The 18,394-nt window shown below is 66.1% G+C and carries 18 protein-coding genes; 12 read left to right on the top strand and 6 right to left on the bottom strand.

The features are described 5' to 3' along the window. Window positions 1-25 precede the first annotated feature (25 nt). From SPHI_RS13355 to SPHI_RS13335, 5 genes are all read left to right on the top strand, one after another. Window positions 26-667, top strand: coding sequence for a DUF969 domain-containing protein (locus tag SPHI_RS13355; protein ID WP_076745458.1), 642 nt, complete (start codon window positions 26-28; stop codon window positions 665-667). Then, the gene (locus tag SPHI_RS13350; RefSeq protein WP_076745457.1) at window positions 664-1,566 is read left to right on the top strand and encodes a DUF979 domain-containing protein; all 903 of its coding nucleotides are present in this window, start codon (window positions 664-666) and stop codon (window positions 1,564-1,566) included. Before SPHI_RS13355 ends, SPHI_RS13350 begins: the two co-directional genes overlap by 4 nt. Beyond that, the gene (locus SPHI_RS13345; protein WP_076745456.1) at window positions 1,563-2,546 is read left to right on the top strand and encodes a DUF2891 domain-containing protein; all 984 of its coding nucleotides are present in this window, start codon (window positions 1,563-1,565) and stop codon (window positions 2,544-2,546) included. The genes SPHI_RS13350 and SPHI_RS13345 overlap by 4 nt, the downstream gene beginning before the upstream one ends. 75 nt (window positions 2,547-2,621) lie before the next feature. Beyond that, window positions 2,622-3,557: an NAD(P)H-dependent flavin oxidoreductase gene (locus tag SPHI_RS13340; RefSeq protein ID WP_076745455.1), complete on the top strand. Its 936-nt coding sequence runs from the start codon at window positions 2,622-2,624 to the stop codon at window positions 3,555-3,557. Window positions 3,558-3,683: 126 nt separating this feature from the next. Then, window positions 3,684-4,475: an enoyl-CoA hydratase/isomerase family protein gene (locus SPHI_RS13335; protein WP_076745454.1), complete on the top strand. Its 792-nt coding sequence runs from the start codon at window positions 3,684-3,686 to the stop codon at window positions 4,473-4,475. A gap of 159 nt (window positions 4,476-4,634) precedes the next feature. Here SPHI_RS13335 and SPHI_RS13330 read toward each other — a convergent pair whose 3' ends face one another. Continuing rightward, complete coding sequence (locus SPHI_RS13330) at window positions 4,635-4,913, bottom strand: chorismate mutase (RefSeq protein WP_076745453.1); 279 nt, start codon at window positions 4,911-4,913, stop codon at window positions 4,635-4,637. A 62-nt stretch (window positions 4,914-4,975) separates the two neighbouring features. On the opposite strand from SPHI_RS13330, the gene SPHI_RS13325 reads away from it, so the two are divergent. Next, window positions 4,976-5,986, top strand: coding sequence for a polyprenyl synthetase family protein (locus SPHI_RS13325; RefSeq protein WP_076745452.1), 1,011 nt, complete (start codon window positions 4,976-4,978; stop codon window positions 5,984-5,986). Window positions 5,987-5,993: 7 nt separating this feature from the next. Further along, window positions 5,994-6,323 carry a DMT family transporter gene (locus SPHI_RS13320; protein WP_083719995.1) on the top strand — a complete coding sequence of 110 codons (330 nt, stop codon included), beginning with the start codon at window positions 5,994-5,996 and terminating at the stop codon, window positions 6,321-6,323. A 19-nt stretch (window positions 6,324-6,342) separates the two neighbouring features. Here SPHI_RS13320 and SPHI_RS13315 read toward each other — a convergent pair whose 3' ends face one another. Next, the gene (locus SPHI_RS13315) at window positions 6,343-7,317 is read right to left on the bottom strand and encodes a cation diffusion facilitator family transporter (RefSeq protein WP_076745450.1); all 975 of its coding nucleotides are present in this window, start codon (window positions 7,315-7,317) and stop codon (window positions 6,343-6,345) included. Between the two features lie 85 nt (window positions 7,318-7,402). On the opposite strand from SPHI_RS13315, the gene SPHI_RS13310 reads away from it, so the two are divergent. Then, the gene (locus SPHI_RS13310; protein ID WP_076745449.1) at window positions 7,403-8,572 is read left to right on the top strand and encodes a glycosyltransferase; all 1,170 of its coding nucleotides are present in this window, start codon (window positions 7,403-7,405) and stop codon (window positions 8,570-8,572) included. 110 nt (window positions 8,573-8,682) lie between these two features. Here the strand turns inward: SPHI_RS13310 and ctrA are convergent, their stop codons facing one another. From ctrA to SPHI_RS13295, 3 genes are all read right to left on the bottom strand, one after another. After that, a complete protein-coding gene (gene ctrA, locus SPHI_RS13305) occupies window positions 8,683-9,381 on the bottom strand; it encodes a response regulator transcription factor CtrA (protein WP_076745448.1) in 699 nt (232 codons plus the stop codon). A 94-nt stretch (window positions 9,382-9,475) separates the two neighbouring features. Continuing rightward, window positions 9,476-10,570: an AI-2E family transporter gene (locus SPHI_RS13300; RefSeq protein ID WP_076745469.1), complete on the bottom strand. Its 1,095-nt coding sequence runs from the start codon at window positions 10,568-10,570 to the stop codon at window positions 9,476-9,478. 41 nt (window positions 10,571-10,611) lie between these two features. After that, window positions 10,612-11,196: an isochorismatase family cysteine hydrolase gene (locus tag SPHI_RS13295; RefSeq protein ID WP_076745447.1), complete on the bottom strand. Its 585-nt coding sequence runs from the start codon at window positions 11,194-11,196 to the stop codon at window positions 10,612-10,614. A 369-nt stretch (window positions 11,197-11,565) separates the two neighbouring features. On the opposite strand from SPHI_RS13295, the gene SPHI_RS13290 reads away from it, so the two are divergent. From SPHI_RS13290 to SPHI_RS13280, 3 genes are read left to right on the top strand one after another with little or no spacing between them, the layout of a single operon-like run. Further along, on the top strand, window positions 11,566-12,816 hold the full coding sequence (locus SPHI_RS13290; protein WP_076745446.1) for a lipoprotein-releasing ABC transporter permease subunit: 1,251 nt from the start codon (window positions 11,566-11,568) through the stop codon (window positions 12,814-12,816). Continuing rightward, window positions 12,809-13,489: an ABC transporter ATP-binding protein gene (locus SPHI_RS13285; RefSeq protein ID WP_076745445.1), complete on the top strand. Its 681-nt coding sequence runs from the start codon at window positions 12,809-12,811 to the stop codon at window positions 13,487-13,489. Before SPHI_RS13290 ends, SPHI_RS13285 begins: the two co-directional genes overlap by 8 nt. A gap of 49 nt (window positions 13,490-13,538) precedes the next feature. Continuing rightward, complete coding sequence (locus tag SPHI_RS13280) at window positions 13,539-14,018, top strand: glutathione peroxidase (protein ID WP_076745444.1); 480 nt, start codon at window positions 13,539-13,541, stop codon at window positions 14,016-14,018. A gap of 117 nt (window positions 14,019-14,135) precedes the next feature. On the opposite strand, the gene SPHI_RS13275 is transcribed toward SPHI_RS13280, so the two are convergent. Then, window positions 14,136-14,702: an HdeD family acid-resistance protein gene (locus tag SPHI_RS13275; RefSeq protein WP_076745443.1), complete on the bottom strand. Its 567-nt coding sequence runs from the start codon at window positions 14,700-14,702 to the stop codon at window positions 14,136-14,138. A 90-nt stretch (window positions 14,703-14,792) separates the two neighbouring features. Here SPHI_RS13275 and dnaE point away from each other — a divergent pair, with 90 nt between their 5' ends. Next, complete coding sequence (gene dnaE / locus SPHI_RS13270; RefSeq protein ID WP_076745442.1) at window positions 14,793-18,389, top strand: DNA polymerase III subunit alpha; 3,597 nt, start codon at window positions 14,793-14,795, stop codon at window positions 18,387-18,389. The last annotated feature ends 5 nt before the right edge of the window (window positions 18,390-18,394 follow it).

Below are 18,394 nucleotides of genomic sequence, written 5' to 3'. Positions count from 1 at the left end.
GTGACGAAGTGGGGGTCGGCGCCTGATGCTTGTCCTGTCCGGCATCGCGATCATCGCGCTTGGCTTTCTGCTGCGCTTCAACCCGATGCTGGTCATTGCCGCGTCGGCGCTGGTCACGGGGCTTGCAGCGGGGATCGATCCGCTGGCGATCCTGGCGGCGTTCGGCAAGGCGTTCAACGACACCCGTTACGTGACCGCCATCTATATCGTGCTGCCCGTCATCGGGCTGCTCGAGCGCAACGGGTTGCAGGCGCGCGCGCGGGCGCTGGTGGCGGGGCTGAAAGGGCTGACCACCGGGCGGCTGCTGATCGCCTATCTCGCGTTCCGTCAGATCACCGCCGCACTGGGGCTCACGTCGGTCGCAGGGCCAGCGCAAACGGTGCGGCCGCTGATCGCGCCGATGGCGGAGGCGGCCGCTGGTGAGGCGCATGATCCCGAGAAGGTGAAGGCGCTCGCCGCCGCTACCGACAATATCGGGCTGTTCTTCGGCGAGGACATCTTCATCGCGATTGGATCGATCCTGCTGATGAAGGGGGTGCTGGAGGGCTATGGCATCATCGTCGAGCCGCTTCACCTGTCCGTCTGGGCGATTCCGGCGGCGGTCGCGGCGTTCCTGATCCATGGCGGCCGGCTGCTATGGCTCGATCGACGGGTCCGGCGCGGATGATCGGGCTTAACTTCATCTATGGCGTGGCGGGGCTGACGTTTCTGGCCTTTGCCCTGCTCGGCGCGGCGGAGAAGCGCTGGGCGAACGCCACCTTTCATGGGCTGATTGCGACGAGCTTCCTCCTTGGCGACTGGCTGGGTGATATCGGCAATGGCGTGCTGGTGCTCGCGCTGGTCGCGATCGCGGCGAGTGGGCGGATGAAGCGGCGCGTGGAGACGGGCGAGCCGCGCGCGCGCGGTGCGATGGTATTCGTGCCGGCCCTGGTCATTCCGGTTACCGCGCTGCTGGGAACGCTCTTGTTCAAGCAAGTACCGTGGCTGGTTGATCCCAGGCAGGCAACGCTGGTGGCGCTGACCGTCGGCGTGCTGCTGGCGCTGGCACTCTGCTACGTGTGGCTGCGGCCGGCGCCGGCCGAGCCGTTTCGCGCGGGGCGGGCGCTGATGGACGATATCGGCTGGGCCGCGGTGTTGCCGCAGATGCTGGCGAGCCTAGGCGCGGTGTTCGCGCTCGCCGGGGTGGGCGAGGTGGTCGGGCGGCTGATCGGCGTGGCGATCCCGGCGGGGAGTGTGATTGGCGCGGTGCTGGCGTTCGGGCTGGGTATGGCGCTGTTCACCATCGTGATGGGCAATGCCTTTGCCGCATTCCCGGTGATGGCAGCGGCGGTTGGCATCCCGCTGCTGGTGCAGACCTATGGCGCGGATCCGGCGCCGGTGGCGGCGATCGGGATGCTTGCGGGCTTCTGCGGCACCCTGATGACGCCGATGGCAGCGAACTTCAATCTGGTGCCCGCCGCGCTGCTGGAGCTCAAGGATCGCAACGGCGTGATCCGCGCACAGGTGCCGACCGCGCTGCCGCTGCTCGCCTTCAATATCATTCTCTTGTGGTGGATCGTCGCATGAAACTTCGGGGCGAAATGGCGGCGAGCTTCGCCCGGCTGACGCTGGGGCATGTTGGGCAACGCTATCCGTTCAAGCTCGATCAGGTGCTGAGCGGGCCGGAGGATCTGGTTGAGCCGCACCTGCTGCACCCGATTTTCCACGGCAGCTTCGATTGGCACAGCTGCGTTCATGGCTGGTGGCAGTTGCTGACGATCGCGCGGCTCCAACCGGATCTGGCCGAAACGATCGAGATCCGGGCGCGGGCAGATGACATGCTGGTGCCGGAGAAGGTCGCGGGCGAGGTGGCGTATCTCGCGCGACCTTATGCCGCCGGCTTCGAGCGGCCCTATGGCTGGGCCTGGGCGCTGGCGCTGCATGGAGAGGCGGTGCGGCACCAGGCGGGCTGGGGCGCGGCGCTGGAACCGCTGGCGCGCGCCTTTGCGGAGCGCTTCAAGAAGCATCTGCCGAAGCTGACCTATCCGATCCGGGTCGGCACGCATTACAACACCGCCTTTGCGCTGGTGCTGGCGCGCGACTGGGCGGCCGCGCACGACGAGGCGCTGGTGAAGCTGATCGATGAGCGGGCGCGCCGATGGTATGGTGAGGATCGTGGCTGCCAGGCGTGGGAGCCGGGCGGCGACGAGTTCCTGTCGCCAGCGCTGTGCGAGGCGCTGTTGATGAGCCGGGTGCAGGGGGCGCAGTTCGCCGGCTGGTTCGAGGCGTTTCTGCCCGATGCGGTGAGCGGGTCGCCGGCGACCTTGTTCACGCCCGCCACCGTCTCCGACCGGAGCGATGGCAAGATCGCGCATCTTGATGGCCTCAACCTCAGTCGCGCGTGGTGCTGGCGCTCGATCGCGGCGGCGCTGCCGACGCACCCGATTGCGCCCGTCGCGCGGACGGCGGCGGGGGATCATCTAGCGGCCAGCATCTCCCATCTCGCTGACGATTATATGGGGACGCACTGGCTCGCGACCTTCGCGCTGCTCGCCCTGACAAGCTGAACAGGTCCACGAAAAAGGCTGGTGCCAAGGCGCCGGCCATGCCAACCCGATATTCAAATAATCGGGAGAGGGCCAATGGCGCTGAACACGCGCGTCACCGAAATGCTTGGGATCGAGAAGCCGATCATCCAGGCCGCGATGGGCTGGATCGCGCGCTCGCACCTATCGTCGGCGGTCTCGAACGCGGGGGGCATGGGCATCATCGAGACGTCGTCGGGTGATCTGGAGGCCGTTCGGGCCGAGATCATCAAGATGCGCGAGCTTACGACCAAGCCGTTCGGGGTGAATGTCGCGCAGGCGTTCGTGCGCGATCCGGGCATCGTCCAGTTCGTGATCGATCAGGGCATCCGCTTCGTCACGACATCGGCGGGTGACCCGATGAAATATACCGGCATGCTCAAGGCGGCGGGGCTGACGGTGTTTCATGTCGTGCCGAGCCTTGCCGGCGCGCTGCGCGCCGTCGAGGCGGGTGTCGACGGGCTGATCGTCGAGGGCGGCGAGGGTGGCGGGTTCAAGAACCCGAAGGACGTGTCGACCATGGTGCTGGTGCCGCAGGTGGTCGAGGCCGTGGACGTGCCGGTGGTCGCCGCGGGCGGGATCATGGACGGGCGGACGATGGCGGCAGCCTTCGCGCTGGGCGCGGAGGGCGTGCTGATGGGAACGCGCATCCTGTCCTCGGCGGAATGCCCGGTGCATGAGAATTGGAAGCGGGCGATCGTGGAGGCGGATTCGACCGATACGGTGTTCCTCAATCGGAGCGGGCCGGGGCCGGCGCTGCGCGCGCTCCGCACCGATCGCACGACGCGGATCGAGAAGGAGGGTTCGCCCAACATCTTTGGCGAGTTCGCGGATACACAGGCGGTGTATTTCGGCGGTGACCTGGAGGCGGGGATCGCGCTGACCGGGCAAGTCGCGGGACGTATCCGTGAGGTGAAGCCGGTGGCGCAGATCTTCGACGAGACGATGGCGGAATATGAGGCGACCGTCGCGCGGATGGCGCGGGCGGCGTGAGGCTCAGGAAGTAATTAGCCCGTCACCCGGGACTTGTTCCGGGGTCCCGCTTCTTCTCGAAGCGCCCGAAGGCAGCGGGACCCCGGCTCAAGGCCGGGGTGGCGAGGGAAAAGAGGAGAGGACAGGATGAGCGAGGACGTTACCTACGAAGTCTCCGAAGGCGTCGCCACGCTGACGCTGAACCGGCCGGAGCGGATGAACACCATTTCCGGGCCGATGCTCGACGAGCTGACCCGCCTGCTGGTGCGCGCGGGCGAGGATCGCGAGGCGCGGGTGATCGTGCTGACCGGCACAGGGCGCGCCTTTTGTGCGGGGCTCGATCTCAATGCGGCGCAGAAGGGGGAGGGGATCGGTTCGTCCTCCGCGACGTTCGGTGCGACGATCGACCTGCGCAATACGCCGCCGACGGTGCTCCACGCGCTCGACAAGCCGGTGATCGCGGCGCTCAACGGCTCGGCTGCGGGCTATGGCATGGACATGGCGCTTGGTTGCGACATTCGCGTGATGGCGGCGGAAGCGAAGCTCGCCGCGGCGTTCGTGAAGCGCGGTATTTTGCCCGAATCGGGCGGGACCTGGTTCCTGCCGCGGATGCTCGGCTGGGCAAAGGCGGCGGAGATCATCTTCACCGGGCGGACGCTATCGGCGGAGGATTGCCTCAAGGAAGGCCTCGTCAACGAAGTGGTGCCGGCGGATCAGGTCGCCGCGAGAGCGCGTGAGATCGCGCTGGAGATCGCCGCCAATGCGCCGATGGCGGTGCAGGGGGCCAAGCGGCTGATGCGGATGGGGATGGAAGAAACCTTCGATACCCATGTGCAGCATGTCTATCTTCAGCTGCTGCCGTTGTTTCAGAGCCAGGATTTCCGCGAGGGTATGGCGAGCTTCCTGGAGAAGCGGCCGGCGGTGTTCACGGGGAAGTGAGTTCTTCCCCCCTCCCGCCTGCGGGAGGGGCTGGGGGTGGGCGTGTTTGCGTGCCGGTCGCTTGTTGACAGGCCCACCCCTAACCCCTCCCGCAAGCGGGAGGGGGATTTCGTCGCCACTCACCCCCACGTTCTCCCCCGAGGGGAGAGGCGGATTTTCTCACCCCTGCATCTGGCGGTGGTGGCGGATCACTTCGTCGATGATGAAGCGCAGGAACTTCTCGCTGAATTCGGGATCGAGTTCCGCTTCTTCCGCCAGCGTGCGTAGCCGGGCGATCTGCTGTTCCTCGCGGCCGGGATCGGCGGCGGGCAGGCCGGCTTCCGCCTTGTGCCGGCCGACGGCCTGGGTGACCTTGAAACGCTCGGCGAGGAGGCAGACCAGCGCCGCATCGATATTGTCGATGCTCTTGCGATAGCCCTTCAGCACGTCGTCTGCCATTCTCGCCCTCCGCTGCACGGCCCATTGCGGCGCCCGCCCGGCGTCCGTAGAGGCACTTTCAGATGAGCGCTACCGTCCACCGCCTTGCCGGCTCCGAGCCTTCGCTCGACCCGATGATCGATCTCGTCACCGACGACATGACCCTCGTGAACGTCGCGATCCGCGATCGCATGCAATCCGAGATACCGTTGATTCCCGAACTCGCCGGCCATCTGATCGCCGGCGGCGGCAAACGCATGCGGCCGATGCTGACGCTGGCGAGCGCGCGGCTGCTTGGTTATTCGGGCTCACGCCATCACGGTCTCGCTGCCGCAGTGGAGTTCATCCATACCGCGACGTTGTTGCACGACGATGTCGTCGATGGGTCAGACATGCGCCGCGGCAAGCGCACGGCCAATCTGATCTGGGGCAATCCGGCGAGCGTGCTGGTCGGCGATTTCCTGTTCTCACGCTCGTTCGAGCTGATGGTTGAGGCGGGGAGCCTCAAGGCGCTCAAGATCCTGTCCAACGCCTCCGCCGTGATCGCGGAAGGCGAGGTGAACCAGCTCACCGCCGCGCGGCGCGTGGACCTGGGCGAGGATCGCTATCTCGAGATCATCGACGCCAAGACAGCGGCGCTGTTCGCCGCCGCTTGCCGCATCGCGGCGGTCGTTGCCGAGCGGCCCGAGGCGGAGGAGGCGGCGCTCGACGCTTATGGCCGCAATCTCGGCATCGCTTTCCAGCTGGTCGACGACGCGATCGATTATACGTCGGACGCGGGAACGATGGGCAAGGACGCAGGCGACGATTTCCGCGAGGGCAAGATGACCCTTCCGATGATCCTCGCCTATGCGCGCGGCAATGAGGAAGAGCGGCAGTTCTGGAAGGATGCAGTCGAAGGTCGGCGCGACAGCGATGCCGATTTCGCGCATGCGGTGGATCTGGTGCGGGCCACGCGGGCGGTGGACGATACGATCGCGCGCGCCCGGCATTATGGCCAGCGGGCGATCGAAGCGATTGCGCCGTTCGCGGGCGGCCCGGCGAAGGACGCGATGATCGAAGCGGTCGAGTTCGCGGTGGCGCGGGTATATTGATCGCGGCGTGAGCTACGTCTTTCTGGGGATAGCGATCGTCGCCGAAGTGATTGCGACGTCGTTCCTCAAGCAATCGGAGGGGTTCAGCCAGCCACTGCCGACCGCGATCATGGTGCTCGGTTATCTCGTCGCCTTCTACTTTCTATCCCTGACGCTGCGGCACATTCCGACAGGGATTGCCTATGCCATCTGGTCTGGCGTCGGTATCGTCCTGATCGCCGGCATCGCCTGGATCGTGCAGGGGCAGAAGCTAGATGCGGCGGCGATGATCGGCATGGGGCTGATCATTGCGGGCGTGATCGTGATGAACCTGTGGTCCCGCACCGCGGGGCCTTGAGCGCGTTTACGACAGTGATCTACACTGCCCCGGCAGGCTCCAGCACGCATGGCGCTTCGCCTGTTTCGACCTGAAGCGTAGCGTGGCCGATGCCGAAGTTGTGGTGGAGCATGTCCTGCGCGCTGGCGAGAAACGCATCGCCGGGATGGCCGGCGGGCATCAGCAGATGCGCGGTGAGCACCGGCTCGGTGGTCGACATCGGCCAGATGTGGAGATCGTGCACTTGCGCCACGCCCGGCAGCGTCGCGAGCGACTCCCGTACCCGGTCGTAGTCGATCGCGCGGGGCACGGCGGCGAGGCTCATTTCCACTGTCTCGCGCAGCAAGCCCCAAGTCTGCCAGAAGATCAGCGCGGCGATGACGAGGCTGACGATCGGGTCGATCCAGCCCAGACCGGTCAGCCAAATGCCAATGCCCGCGAGCACCACACCGCCCGAGACTGCCGCATCGGCGAGCATGTGGAGATAGGCGCCGCGAATATTGAGGTCGCCCTTGCGCCCGCGCGCGAATAGCCAGGCGGTGAGGCCGTTGATGACGATGCCGACCGCTGCGACTGCCGAGACGGTGAGGCCGGGGACCGGCGCCGGATCGGCGAAGCGATGCGTTGCCTCCAGCGCGATCGCGCCGAGCGCGACCAACAGCAGCACCGCGTTTGCGAGCGCGGCCAGGATCGTCGAACCCTTCAGCCCGTAAGTGAAGCGCTTCGACGGCGGCGTGCGCGCCAGTGCGGCGCCGCCCCAGGCAACCGCCAAGCCGAGCACGTCCGATAGATTGTGCCCCGCGTCGGCAAGCAGCGCGACCGAGCCGGTCCACAATCCGGCACTGGCCTCGGCGATCACATAAACAAGGTTGAGGCCGATGCCGATCGCGAAGGCGCGATCCCATGATGCGGGCGGCGCGGGATGGTGATGATGCCCGTGCCCGTGATGATGGTCGTGCCCATGTCCATGATGGTGGCCGTGAGAATGCCCATGGCCGTGATGCGCGTGCCCCATCGCGGCGATGTAGCAGGACGCAAAAGGGGAGGCCAGAACGCGGATGGCGATATGGTCTTAACCAGACGCGTGCCAGAGGGGGATCATGCTTCGCGTCCTGACGCTTTCCACCCTGTTTCCCGATCGGTCGCGGCCCAATTTCGGCGTGTTCGTGGAACGGCAGACGATCGGGTTGGCAGCGGATACTGAGGTTGAGGTTGAAGTGGTGGCGCCGGTCGGCCTACCGCCCTGGCCGCTGCGGCAGCATCCGCATTATCGCGCGCTGGCGGCGCTCCCCGCTGCGGAGACGTGGAAGGGGCTGGCCGTGCATCGCCCGCGCTTCACCGCGTGGCCGGCGACGCAAGGCCGGTTTCATGTTGCGGCGCTGACCCGCGCGTTGATCCCCCTGTTGGATGGGATACGGGCGCGCTTCGCTTTTGACGTGATCGATGCCTCCTTCTTCTTCCCGGACGGGCCGGCGGCGGTAGCGCTGGGGCGGCGTTATGGCGTGCCGGTCTCGATAAAGGCGCGCGGCGCCGACGTGCACTTGTGGGGGCATCAGCAGGCAACCGCTGGTCAGGTGCGTGCAGCGGGGCGATCAGCCGATGGACTGCTGGCCGTGTCGGCAGCGATGCGTGACGACATGGTGGCGATCGGCATTCCGGCCGATCGGATCCGCGTGCATCATACGGGGGTTGATCTCGAGCGATTCGTTCCTGTCGATCGAGGACCGGCAAAGGCGGGGCTCGGCGTAATGGGCCCGCTGATCGTGTCGGTGGGGGCGCTGATTCCGCGCAAGGGGCATGAGATCGTGGTGGAGGCGATCGCACGCGTGCCGGGTGCGACGCTGTTGATCGCCGGCGAGGGTCCGGCTCGCACGGCGATCACGGCAGCGATTGCCCGTGCCGGCCTGGAGAACCGTGTCCGCGTGCTCGGCCCGGTGCCGCATGCCGATCTGCCGGCGTTGGTCGCGGCAGCCGATGTGATGGCGCTCGCTTCCGCCTCCGAAGGTCTGGCGAATGCCTGGGTGGAGGCGCTTGCCTGCGGGACACCGATCGTCATCACGAGCGCCGGCGGGGCTGGTGAAGTCGTCACCGGTCCCAGCGCGGGCAGGATCGCGGCGCGCGACCCTGCAGCCTTTGCCGATGCGATCGCTCAGCTGCTCGCCGCGCCGCCGTCGCAGGAAACGGTGCGGGCGCATGCGGCGCGCTTCACCTGGGCTGCCAATGCCGCTGGTCTGCGTGATCACCTCGGCGAAATGGTCGCGCGGCGCTGAAGCGTCGATCGCATCACCGGGAGCCGTCGTGGCTCCGTGCCGGCATGCACACGAAAAAGGCCGCGGTGCCCCCGACACCGCAGCCTTTCTCACGAGAAACGACAGGTCGTTCAGGCGACCTTGGCGGGAACCTCGTCCAGTTCGCGCAGCACATAGCCACGGCCCCAGACCGTCTCGATGTAATTTTCGCCTTCGCACGCCATGCTCAGCTTCTTGCGCAGCTTGCAGATGAACACGTCGATGATCTTGAGTTCGGGCTCGTCCATCCCGCCATAGAGATGATTGAGGAACATCTCCTTGGTCAGCGTGGTGCCCTTGCGGAGCGACAGCAGCTCCAGCATCGCATATTCCTTGCCGGTCAGGTGAACGCGGGCGCCGTCGACTTCCACCGTCTTGGCGTCCAGATTCACCGACAGCTTGCCGGTGCGGATCACCGACTGCGAATGACCCTTGGAGCGGCGCACCACTGCCTGGATACGCGCGACCAGTTCCTCGCGGTGGAACGGCTTGGTGACGTAATCGTCGGCGCCGAAGCCGAAGCTGCGCACCTTGGATTCCATTTCGTTGACGCCCGACAGGATCAGCACCGGCGTCGATACGCGAGCGACGCGCAGCTTCTTCAGCACCTCATAGCCGTGCATGTCCGGCAGGTTGAGGTCGAGCAGGATGATATCGTAGTCGTAGAGCTTGCCGAGGTCCAAGCCCTCTTCGCCAAGATCGGTCGAGTAGACATTAAAGCCCTCCGCCGAGAGCATCAGGTCGATAGCCTTCGCGGTGGTCGGCTCGTCCTCGATCAGCAGCACGCGCATCCGTATTCCCCCGTTTGCGAGCGTCCGGCTGACCGTCACGCCCCAAGCGATCCATTAACCATTCAACATCTGAACGCAAAAGGTAAATAAGACATTAATCCAGCTTTTCCGGCGAGTCGCGGCGATGACCAGCGGAATCGAAAAGGGTGCGGTGGCGCGTGCGCGGGATATCTTCCCCCAGGGTGTCGCGCAGATAAAGGCTGCGTACGAGCGTGTAGATCACCACCAGCATCGCCGCCGAGAAGAACAGCCCGAACAAACCAAACACCGCGCCGATCGCGAGGATCGCGAACAGGGTGACGGCCGGCGGGATCGCCACGACGCGGCTGGTGACGAAGGGGGTGATGAAGTTGGTTTGCACCACGCGCACCGCGGCAAACACGCCAAGGGTCCACAGCACGTGACTGACGGATTCGGTCGCGGCGAGCCCCAGCGCCGGCACCATGGCGGCCAGTGGCCCGACATAAGGGATGAACTCGCTAAGGCCGGTGAGCAGGCCGAGAGCGGGGGCGGACGGCACGCCCACCAGCCACAGGCCGATGCCGACCAGCACGCCCATGGTGGTCATCTGTATAAGCTGCGCGCGCAGCCACAGCCGCAGCGTGGAGGCGGTGTCGAGCAACGCGTCCTCCATTGCCGCACGCTTGGAGGGCGGCATCAGCAGCAGGAACCCACGCTCATAGACCTTGGGATCGACGGCGAAGAAGATCGCGCCGACCAGCACCAGCAGGGCGTTGAGCACGAACTGACCGGCTCCTTCGGCCAGCCCTCCGATGTCCTGCGCCACGCGGCTGCCCGCAAAGGCGACGCGCACAGCATCCACCACCTTGGCACCAACGGGCGACACGGAGAGCTGGGCGCCGATCTCGTGGAGGATGTCGGGCAAGCGGGTGACGAGCACATTGACCTGGGTGCGGAACTCGACCCCGAATAGCCAGCCGAGAAAGACAATGATGGCGAGCACGGTGATGATCGCAGCGCCCAACGCCGGGCGAGCGGGCACGCGCAGCCGTTCCTCGTAAATCTCAGCCAGCGCATGAATGACGATCGCGCCAAGGACCGACCCGAATGCCAGGATCAGCAGATCGCCTGTGAAGTAAAGCGTCGTCGCCAGCGCGATGACGCCCAGTGCCAGGAACAACCGGCGGATGTATCGTGCGTCATCATCATCGGGGGAAAGCCGGCTCATCGCGCATGAACGTGGCAGCGCGTAGCGCGTTGCACCAGCCGTCAGCCGCCGCCCGCCTTCACCTTTGGCTTGCTCGCCAGCCATTCCGCCAGTGAAAGATCGGTTGTCGCGCGCGTGTCAGCGCTCATTCCGTTCTCCATCATCTCCAATGCCCAACCCGCACGCTCCTTATGCTGCGAGGCAACCAGGTCGCTCGGTACCCAAAGATCATATTCACGCATGTGGGCGTCGGCAGCGGTGAACAACACGCAGATGTCCGCCGCCACGCCGATCAGCACCAGCCGCGATACGCCGAGCCGCGGCAGCAATGCCGGCAGAGTGGTGGCGTAGAAGCCGGAGGATTCGGGCTTGATGACGAAATAATCGTCAGGCGCTGGCTTCACCTTCTCGATCAGATCGCCACCTTTGCCGCCGGCGACATAGGCGATCAGATCGCGGGGCTCGTCGTGCCAGCGCCCGTAATTGTCGTTGACGAAGATCACCGGCACATCCGCCGCAGCGGCCTGCTGCCGAAGCGATGTGATCGGATCGATCATATCCGCCACCGCTTGCTTCAGGACGTCGCCGCCACTGAAGTCGAACGTGTTGAGAAGATCGATGACGAGGATCGCAGCCTTGTTGTCCATACGCGCACCGTAATCTCCAGCGTTGCCCGAACAACGATCTGGATCAGCGGAAGATCATTTCTACGCGCGACAACACGTCCGGCTCGTCGGAAAAAGCAAACGCCCGGATCGTTTCCGACCCGGGCGCCTGCGTGACGATTGCTCGTCAGCCCCCTTGTGCCTTCGCCCGCGCGCCTCATCTAGGAGGCGGGGCGGAAAGCGTTTCCCCGAACCACGGCCATTGCCTGTGTGCCAGTGTCATTGTTGCTAGGTGCTCGGCTGGCGATCGTCCATGAAAATGAACGTCAGCTAAACCGATTGGGCGCGCCCTGTGACGATTCCGCAACAGCGCCGTTGCCAGCCTGGCGGCGCGCCGATAGAGCCCGGGCCATGATCCTGTCGCGCTATGAACGAATGATCGCGCGGCGCTATCTGCTTCCCGGTCGCGGCGAGCGCTTCATCGTCCTTGTTGCCGGCTTTAGCCTCGGCGCGGTGATGCTGGGCGTCGCGGCGCTGGTGATCGTGATGAGCGTCATGAACGGCTTCCGCGCCGAGCTTTTCGACAAGATTGTCGGGCTGAACGGCCATGCGGTGGTGCAGGGGATCGGCGGTCGGCTGACCGACTGGCGCGACGTCATCAAGGAAGCGAAGGCGACGCCCGGCGTCACCAGCGCGGTGCCGCTGGTCGAGCAGCCACTGATGTCGACCTACAATGGGCGGGTGGAGGCGGTGCTGGTGCGCGGCATGCGGGTGGAGGACATCCGCGGCAATTCCACGATCGGCAACAAGGTGATCACCGGCACGGTCGCCTCGCTCACGCCCGGTTCGGGCCGCGTCGCGCTTGGCTCGCGGCTCGCCGAATCGCTGGGTGCGACGGTCGGATCGGAGATCACGCTGATCAATCCCGCCGGCCAGACGACGCCGTTCGGCACCGTGCCGCGCTACGTCAATTACACCGTGTCTGCGGTGTTCGAGATCGGTGTGTACGATTTCGACAAGGCGTACGTCATCATGCCGATGGAGGATGCGCAGACGTTGCTGCTGCTCGGCGATACCGTAGGCATGATCGAGGTCGAGACGGTGAATGCCGATCGCGTCGGCCAGATCCTGGCCCCGCTCGCCGAAAAGGTCGGCCGGTTCGCGGTGGTGAGCGACTGGCGCCAGATGAACGCGCAATTGTTCGAGGCGCTGGCCGTCGAGCGTGTCGCGATGTTTGTCGTGCTGTGCATCATCATTCTGGTGGCGGCGTTCAACATCGCCTCGTCGCTGATCATGCTGGTGCGCGCCAAGACGCGCGACATCGCGATCCTGCGCACGATGGGTGCGACAAGGGGCGCGATGATGCGCATCTTCATGACGGTGGGTACGATCATCGGCGCGCTAGGCATCGTGGCGGGGCTGGTGCTGGGCGCGGTGTTCCTCTTCTATCGCCAGGCGGTGGTGAACTTCGTGCAGTTCGTGACGGGGCAGGAATTGTGGGATCCATCGATCCGCTATCTCACCGAGCTGCCGTCCAAACCCGATCCGGTGGAGATCGTCGCCATCGTGCTGATCACTGCGCTGATGACGCTGCTGGCAACGGTATACCCGGCGTACAAGGCGGCCAGCACCGATCCTGTGCAGGTGCTTAGGTATGAGTGAGGCGGTCCTCGAAACGCGCGGTCTCTCCCGCAGCTTCACGCAAGGCGGCGAGACGATCGACGTCTTGCGCGGCGTGAACCTTTCGGTGGGACCGGGCGAGATCGTCGCGCTGCTCGGCCCGTCCGGCTCGGGCAAGTCCACGCTTCTTCAGGCGGTCGGCCTGCTCGAAGGCGGGTTCGATGGCTCGATCCGCATCGCGGGCGAGGAGGCCGCGCAGCTCGACGCCCCAGGCCGCACGGTGGTGCGCCGCGACCGGCTGGGCTTCGTTTATCAGTTCCATCACCTGCTGCCGGACTTCAACGCGATCGAGAATGTCGTCCTGCCGCAGCTGATCCATGGCGCCACGCAGGATGTGGCGGAGGCACGCGCGACGACGTTGCTCACCGCACTCGGCCTCGGCCACCGTTTGACGCACCGCCCCAGTCAGCTGTCGGGCGGCGAGCAGCAGCGCGTGGCGGTCGCCCGCGCGCTTGCCAATCGCCCGGCGCTGGTGCTCGCCGACGAGCCGACCGGCAACCTTGACGAAAGCACCGCAGATCGTGTGCTCGGGGAATTCCTCCGGCTGGTGCGCGAGGAAGGCTCGGCGGCGCTGATCGCCACGCATAACGAGCGGCTCGCCGCACGGATGGACCGGGTGGTGCGGCTGCATGAGGGCGTCATCGAAGCGGCTTGAGTCGCGCCCGTGATTGCGACACCCTCACGCGAGCAAAGGGGAGGGACCAATGGCTGCTGTCACCGATTTCGAGGTTCGCACCGCCGATGGCGGCACCGCGTCGCTCAGCGACCATCGCGGCAAGGTGCTGCTGATCGTCAACACGGCCTCCAAATGCGGCTTCACCCCGCAATATGAGGGGCTGGAACAGCTACACCGCGATTATGCCGAGCGCGGCTTCGAAGTGCTGGGTTTCCCGTGCAACCAGTTCGGCGCGCAGGAGCCGGGGGATGCGGCGGAGATCGCGAACTTCTGCTCGCTAACCTACGACGTGACCTTCCCGGTCTTCGCCAAGGTTGACGTCAACGGCCCGCAGGCGGATCCGTTGTTCGAGCAGCTGAAGAAAGATGCGCCCGGCCTGCTCGGTTCCAAGGCGATCAAGTGGAACTTCACCAAGTTCCTGGTGAACCGCGAGGGCGAGGTGATCGACCGCTACGCGCCGACGACCAAGCCGGAGGACATTCGCAAGGATATCGAGAAGTTGCTGTAGGCGGGCAGGATTGATCTCTTCCGTTCGCCCTGAGCCTGTCGAAGGGCGTGCTCCAGGCGACTGCGCTGCTTGGCACGTGCTTCGACAAGCTCAGCACGAACGTACCGGACGGAGCCTTCACCCAGGAAACGTAAACGCCGACGCGCCCGCACGGTGATCTATCCCCGCCATGATCGCGGTCACCCCGCCGAACAGGAAGCTCACGCCCAGGATGAACCCCGGCAGCGTCAGCGCGGAGAAGGGCACGGTGCCGATGATGAACAGCGCCAGCAGGATGTTCACCACGCCCAGCGCCACCATCAGCCAGCGCCGCCGCCGCATCCGGAAACCGAGCGCGATTTCCGCCACGCCGCGCACCAGCAACCAGGCGGCGACCACGATGGTCAGCGAGATCGCGCCCGTCAGCGGCCGCGCCACCATGACGACGCCGGCGATGATCGACAGCACGCCGAGCAGGATCGAATAGCCGCGGCTTTCCGCGCCCGTGCCGCGAAAACCGGCGATCAGGGCGAATACGCCGGAGGAGACGAACGCCACGCCAATCACCAGCGTCGCCGCCAGCGTGGCGGGAAACGGCCAGAGCAACGCCGCGAGCCCGAACAGCATCGACAGAACACCGTAGGCGATGATCCAGCCCCAGCCGGCGCCAGTCGTCGGCGTGTCGCTCCGCATCGTATCGGTCATGGCCGCGCCCTTCTGTCTTTGCCCGCCGAACGGATCGGCCGGGGTGCGGTTCCGCTGGTCGAATCACGCGCGCCGTCGTAGGATCGGGCGATGCCGCATTCCGGGTTCGTGCCCCTCCGCATCTTTTCGTCCTACACCATGCTCGACGGGGCTATCGAGCCCAAGGCGATCGCCAAACGTGCGGCCAAGCTCGGCTTTCCCGCCGCGGCATTGACTGATCGCAACGGGTTGTACGCCGCGATGGCCTTCTCCGACGCGGCCTTCGGGGAGGGCGTGCAGCCGGTCATCGGCACGATGCTGGGCGTGGCGCGGCCCGACATGCCCGATGGAGTGGCGCCAATCGTCGACTGGCTGGCGCTCTATGCGCAGGACGAGCGCGGCTATGACAATCTGTGCGAATTGGTCAGCCGCGCGCACCTTGATCGTCCGATCGACTTGGCGCCGCATGTCGGCTTCGAGACGCTGGCGCAGTTCACCGGCGGGCTGATCGCGCTGACGGCCGGCGGGGAGGGGGCGCTCGCCCGCCTGTTCGCCGAGGACCAGCCGGCGCGTGCCGCGGCTTATGCCGATCGGCTGAGCGCGCTGTTCGGCGATCGCCTCTATGTCGAGCTGGCGCGCCGCAACGACGCTATCGAGGAACGTGCCGAGGCGGCGCTGCTCGACCTTGCCTATGATCGCGGGCTGCCGATCGTCGCCACCAATCCGTGCTGCTTTGCCGAGCATACATTCGGCGACGCGCATGATGCCATGCTGTGCATCGCCAATTCGACCTATGTCGAAAGCGAGGACCGCCCGCGTAGCTCACCCGATGCATGGATGAAGCCCGCCGATGCGATGATCGCGCTGTTCGAGGATCTGCCCGAAGCGATCGCCAATACGATGGTGGTCGCGCAGCGCTGCGCCGTGGCGGCACCCAAGCGCAAGCCGATCCTGCCGAGCCTTGCCGGCGACCGCGAGGGTGAGGCGGCGATGCTGCGCGAGCTGTCGCACGAGGGGCTGACCGCGCGGCTAAAGCGGATTTCGGAGTTGCGGGCACAATCCCCCTCCCGCTCGCGGGAGGGGCTAGGGGAGGGCGTGTCCACAGGCGATGGCGTTGCTGTGTCGACAAGCCCTCCTCCGACCCCTCCCGCGAGCGGGAGGGGAGAAGAAGCGGAGTGGCAGGCCGCCTATCGCAAGCGGCTCGATTTCGAACTCGACGTCATCATCCAGATGGGATTCCCCGGCTATTTCCTGATCGTCGCGGACTTCATCCAATGGGCGAAGTCGCATGACATTCCGGTCGGGCCTGGCCGTGGTTCGGGCGCCGGATCGGTGGTCGCCTGGGCGCTGACCATCACCGATCTCGATCCGCTCGAGCATGGGCTGCTGTTCGAACGCTTCCTCAATCCGGAACGCGTGTCGATGCCCGACTTCGACATCGACTTCTGCGAAACCCGGCGCGGCGAGGTGATCCGCTACGTGCAGGAAAAGTACGGCCGCGATCAGGTGGCGCAGATCATCACCTTCGGTAAGCTGAAGGCGCGCGCGGTGCTGAAGGACACCGGCCGCGTGTTGCAGATGAGCTATGGCCAGGTCGATCGGCTCGCCAAGCTGGTTCCCAACCATCCGACCGATCCCTGGACGCTGAAGCGCGCGATCGACGGCGTGGCGGAGCTCCACCGCGAATACGCCAACGACAATCAGGTCCGCCACCTGCTCGATCTGGCGATGCAGCTGGAAGGCCTGCCGCGCCACTCCTCGACGCACGCCGCCGGCGTGGTGATCGGCGATCGACCGCTGTCGCAGCTCGTGCCGCTGTATCGCGACCCGCGTTCCGACATGCCCGTCACGCAGTTCGACATGAAATATGTCGAGGGCGCGGGGCTGGTGAAGTTCGACTTCCTCGGCCTCAAGACATTGTCGGTGCTGAAGCGTGCGGTGACGCTGCTGGAGAAGCGCGGCATCAGCGTCGATCTCGACGCGCTCGGCTGGGATGACGAGGGCGTCTATGCGCTCCTTCAGAAGGGCGACACGGTGGGCGTGTTCCAGCTGGAATCGGAGGGCATGCGCCGCACGCTGTCCGCCGTGCGCCCGACCAATTTCGGCGACATCGTCGCGCTCGTCTCGCTCTATCGCCCCGGCCCGATGGACAACATTCCGTCGTTCGGGCGCCGCAAGCAAGGGACGGAGGCGATCGACTATCCGCATGCCCTGCTCGAACCCATCCTGTCCGAAACCTACGGCATCTTCGTCTATCAGGAACAGGTGATGCAGGCGGCGCAGGTGCTGGCCGGCTATTCGCTGGGCGGCGCGGACCTGCTGCGCCGCGCGATGGGCAAGAAGATCAAGGCGGAGATGGACGCGCAGCGCGCGACCTTTGTCGCGGGCTGTGCCGAGCACAACCAGATCCCCGCCGATCGCGCCAACGCCTTGTTCGACTTGATCGACAAGTTCGCCGGCTATGGCTTCAACAAGAGCCACGCCGCCGCCTATGCGTTGCTCGCGTACCAGACCGCGTGGCTGAAGGCGCATTACCCGCACGAATTCTTCGCCGCGTCGATGGCCTATGACATCCATCAGACCGACAAGCTCGCGATCTTCTGCGACGACATGCGGCGGCTGGGCGTGCGGTGCCTGCCGCCCGACATCAACCGCAGCCAGGCCGATTTCGACGTCGAGGTGGACGAGGAAGGGCCGGCGGTCCGCTACGCGCTCGCCGCGCTCAAGTCGGTCGGCGAGGGCGCGATGGAGAAGGTCGTCGCCGAGCGTGACGCGAACGGCGCGTTCGCCCGGCTCGACGATCTCGCCCGCCGCGTCGATCCGCGGCTCATCAACAAGCGCCAGCTCGAAACGCTCGCCGCCGGGGGCGCGTTCGACGCGATCGAGCCCAACCGCGCCGGCGTCTATGCGGTGGCGGAGACGATCCTGGCCGTCGCCGCGCGCACGCATGAGGCGAAGACGAGCGGGCAGGGCGGCCTGTTCGGCGATGCCGAGCCGGCCGGCGACGCGATCAAGCTGCCGCAATCGGCGCGCTGGAGCATGTCCGAGCGGATGGAGCAGGAGAAGGAAGCGTTCGGCTTCTATTTCTCCGCGCACCCCGTCGATCGGCACGCGCATCTCGCCAAGAGCCACGGCGCGCGGCTCTACACCGCGCTCGCCGAGCTTGCGATCCCAGACGACGGCACCCGCGCCGGCGCGACCATGGCGGTGCTGGTGGAGGACGCGCGGTGGCGCACCTCGGCGCGTGGCAAGCGCTACATGATGGCGACGCTAAGCGATCAGAGCGGCCAGTTCGTCGCCACCTGCTTCGATGATGCCGTCGCCGCCGATCTGGAGGAGGCCGCGCGGGCAGGCGGTTGCGGGCTGGCCACGGTGGAGCTGGATCGACGCCCGGGCGAGGAAACGCCGCGCGTGTCCGTCAAGCGGATCCAGCCGTTCGAGACGCTCGCCTCGCTGGCGCGGTTCGTGATCGAGGTATGTGTGGCCGACGCCGCGGCGATGCCCGCGCTTGCCGGGCTGCTGGAGCATCAGCGCGGCGCCCGCGGCGAAGTGATCGTGCGCACGCCGCTTTCCGAGGGTGAGGCCAAGCTGCTGCTCGGCCGCGATTTCCTGCTCGATCTCGAACTGGTGCATCGCATCGAGGATTTGCCCGGCGTCACCGCCGTGGAGCTGCGCCAGTCCGAGGCGCGGCTGGCGCTGGTGGGCTAGGGGCG

The sequence above is a fragment of the Sphingomonas jeddahensis genome (genome assembly GCF_001981525.1).
In the GTDB taxonomy this organism is placed as follows: Bacteria; Pseudomonadota; Alphaproteobacteria; order Sphingomonadales; family Sphingomonadaceae; genus Sphingomonas; species Sphingomonas jeddahensis.
Note: the sequence above shows the minus strand (reverse complement) of the source record. Positions and strands in the feature narration are given on the sequence as shown.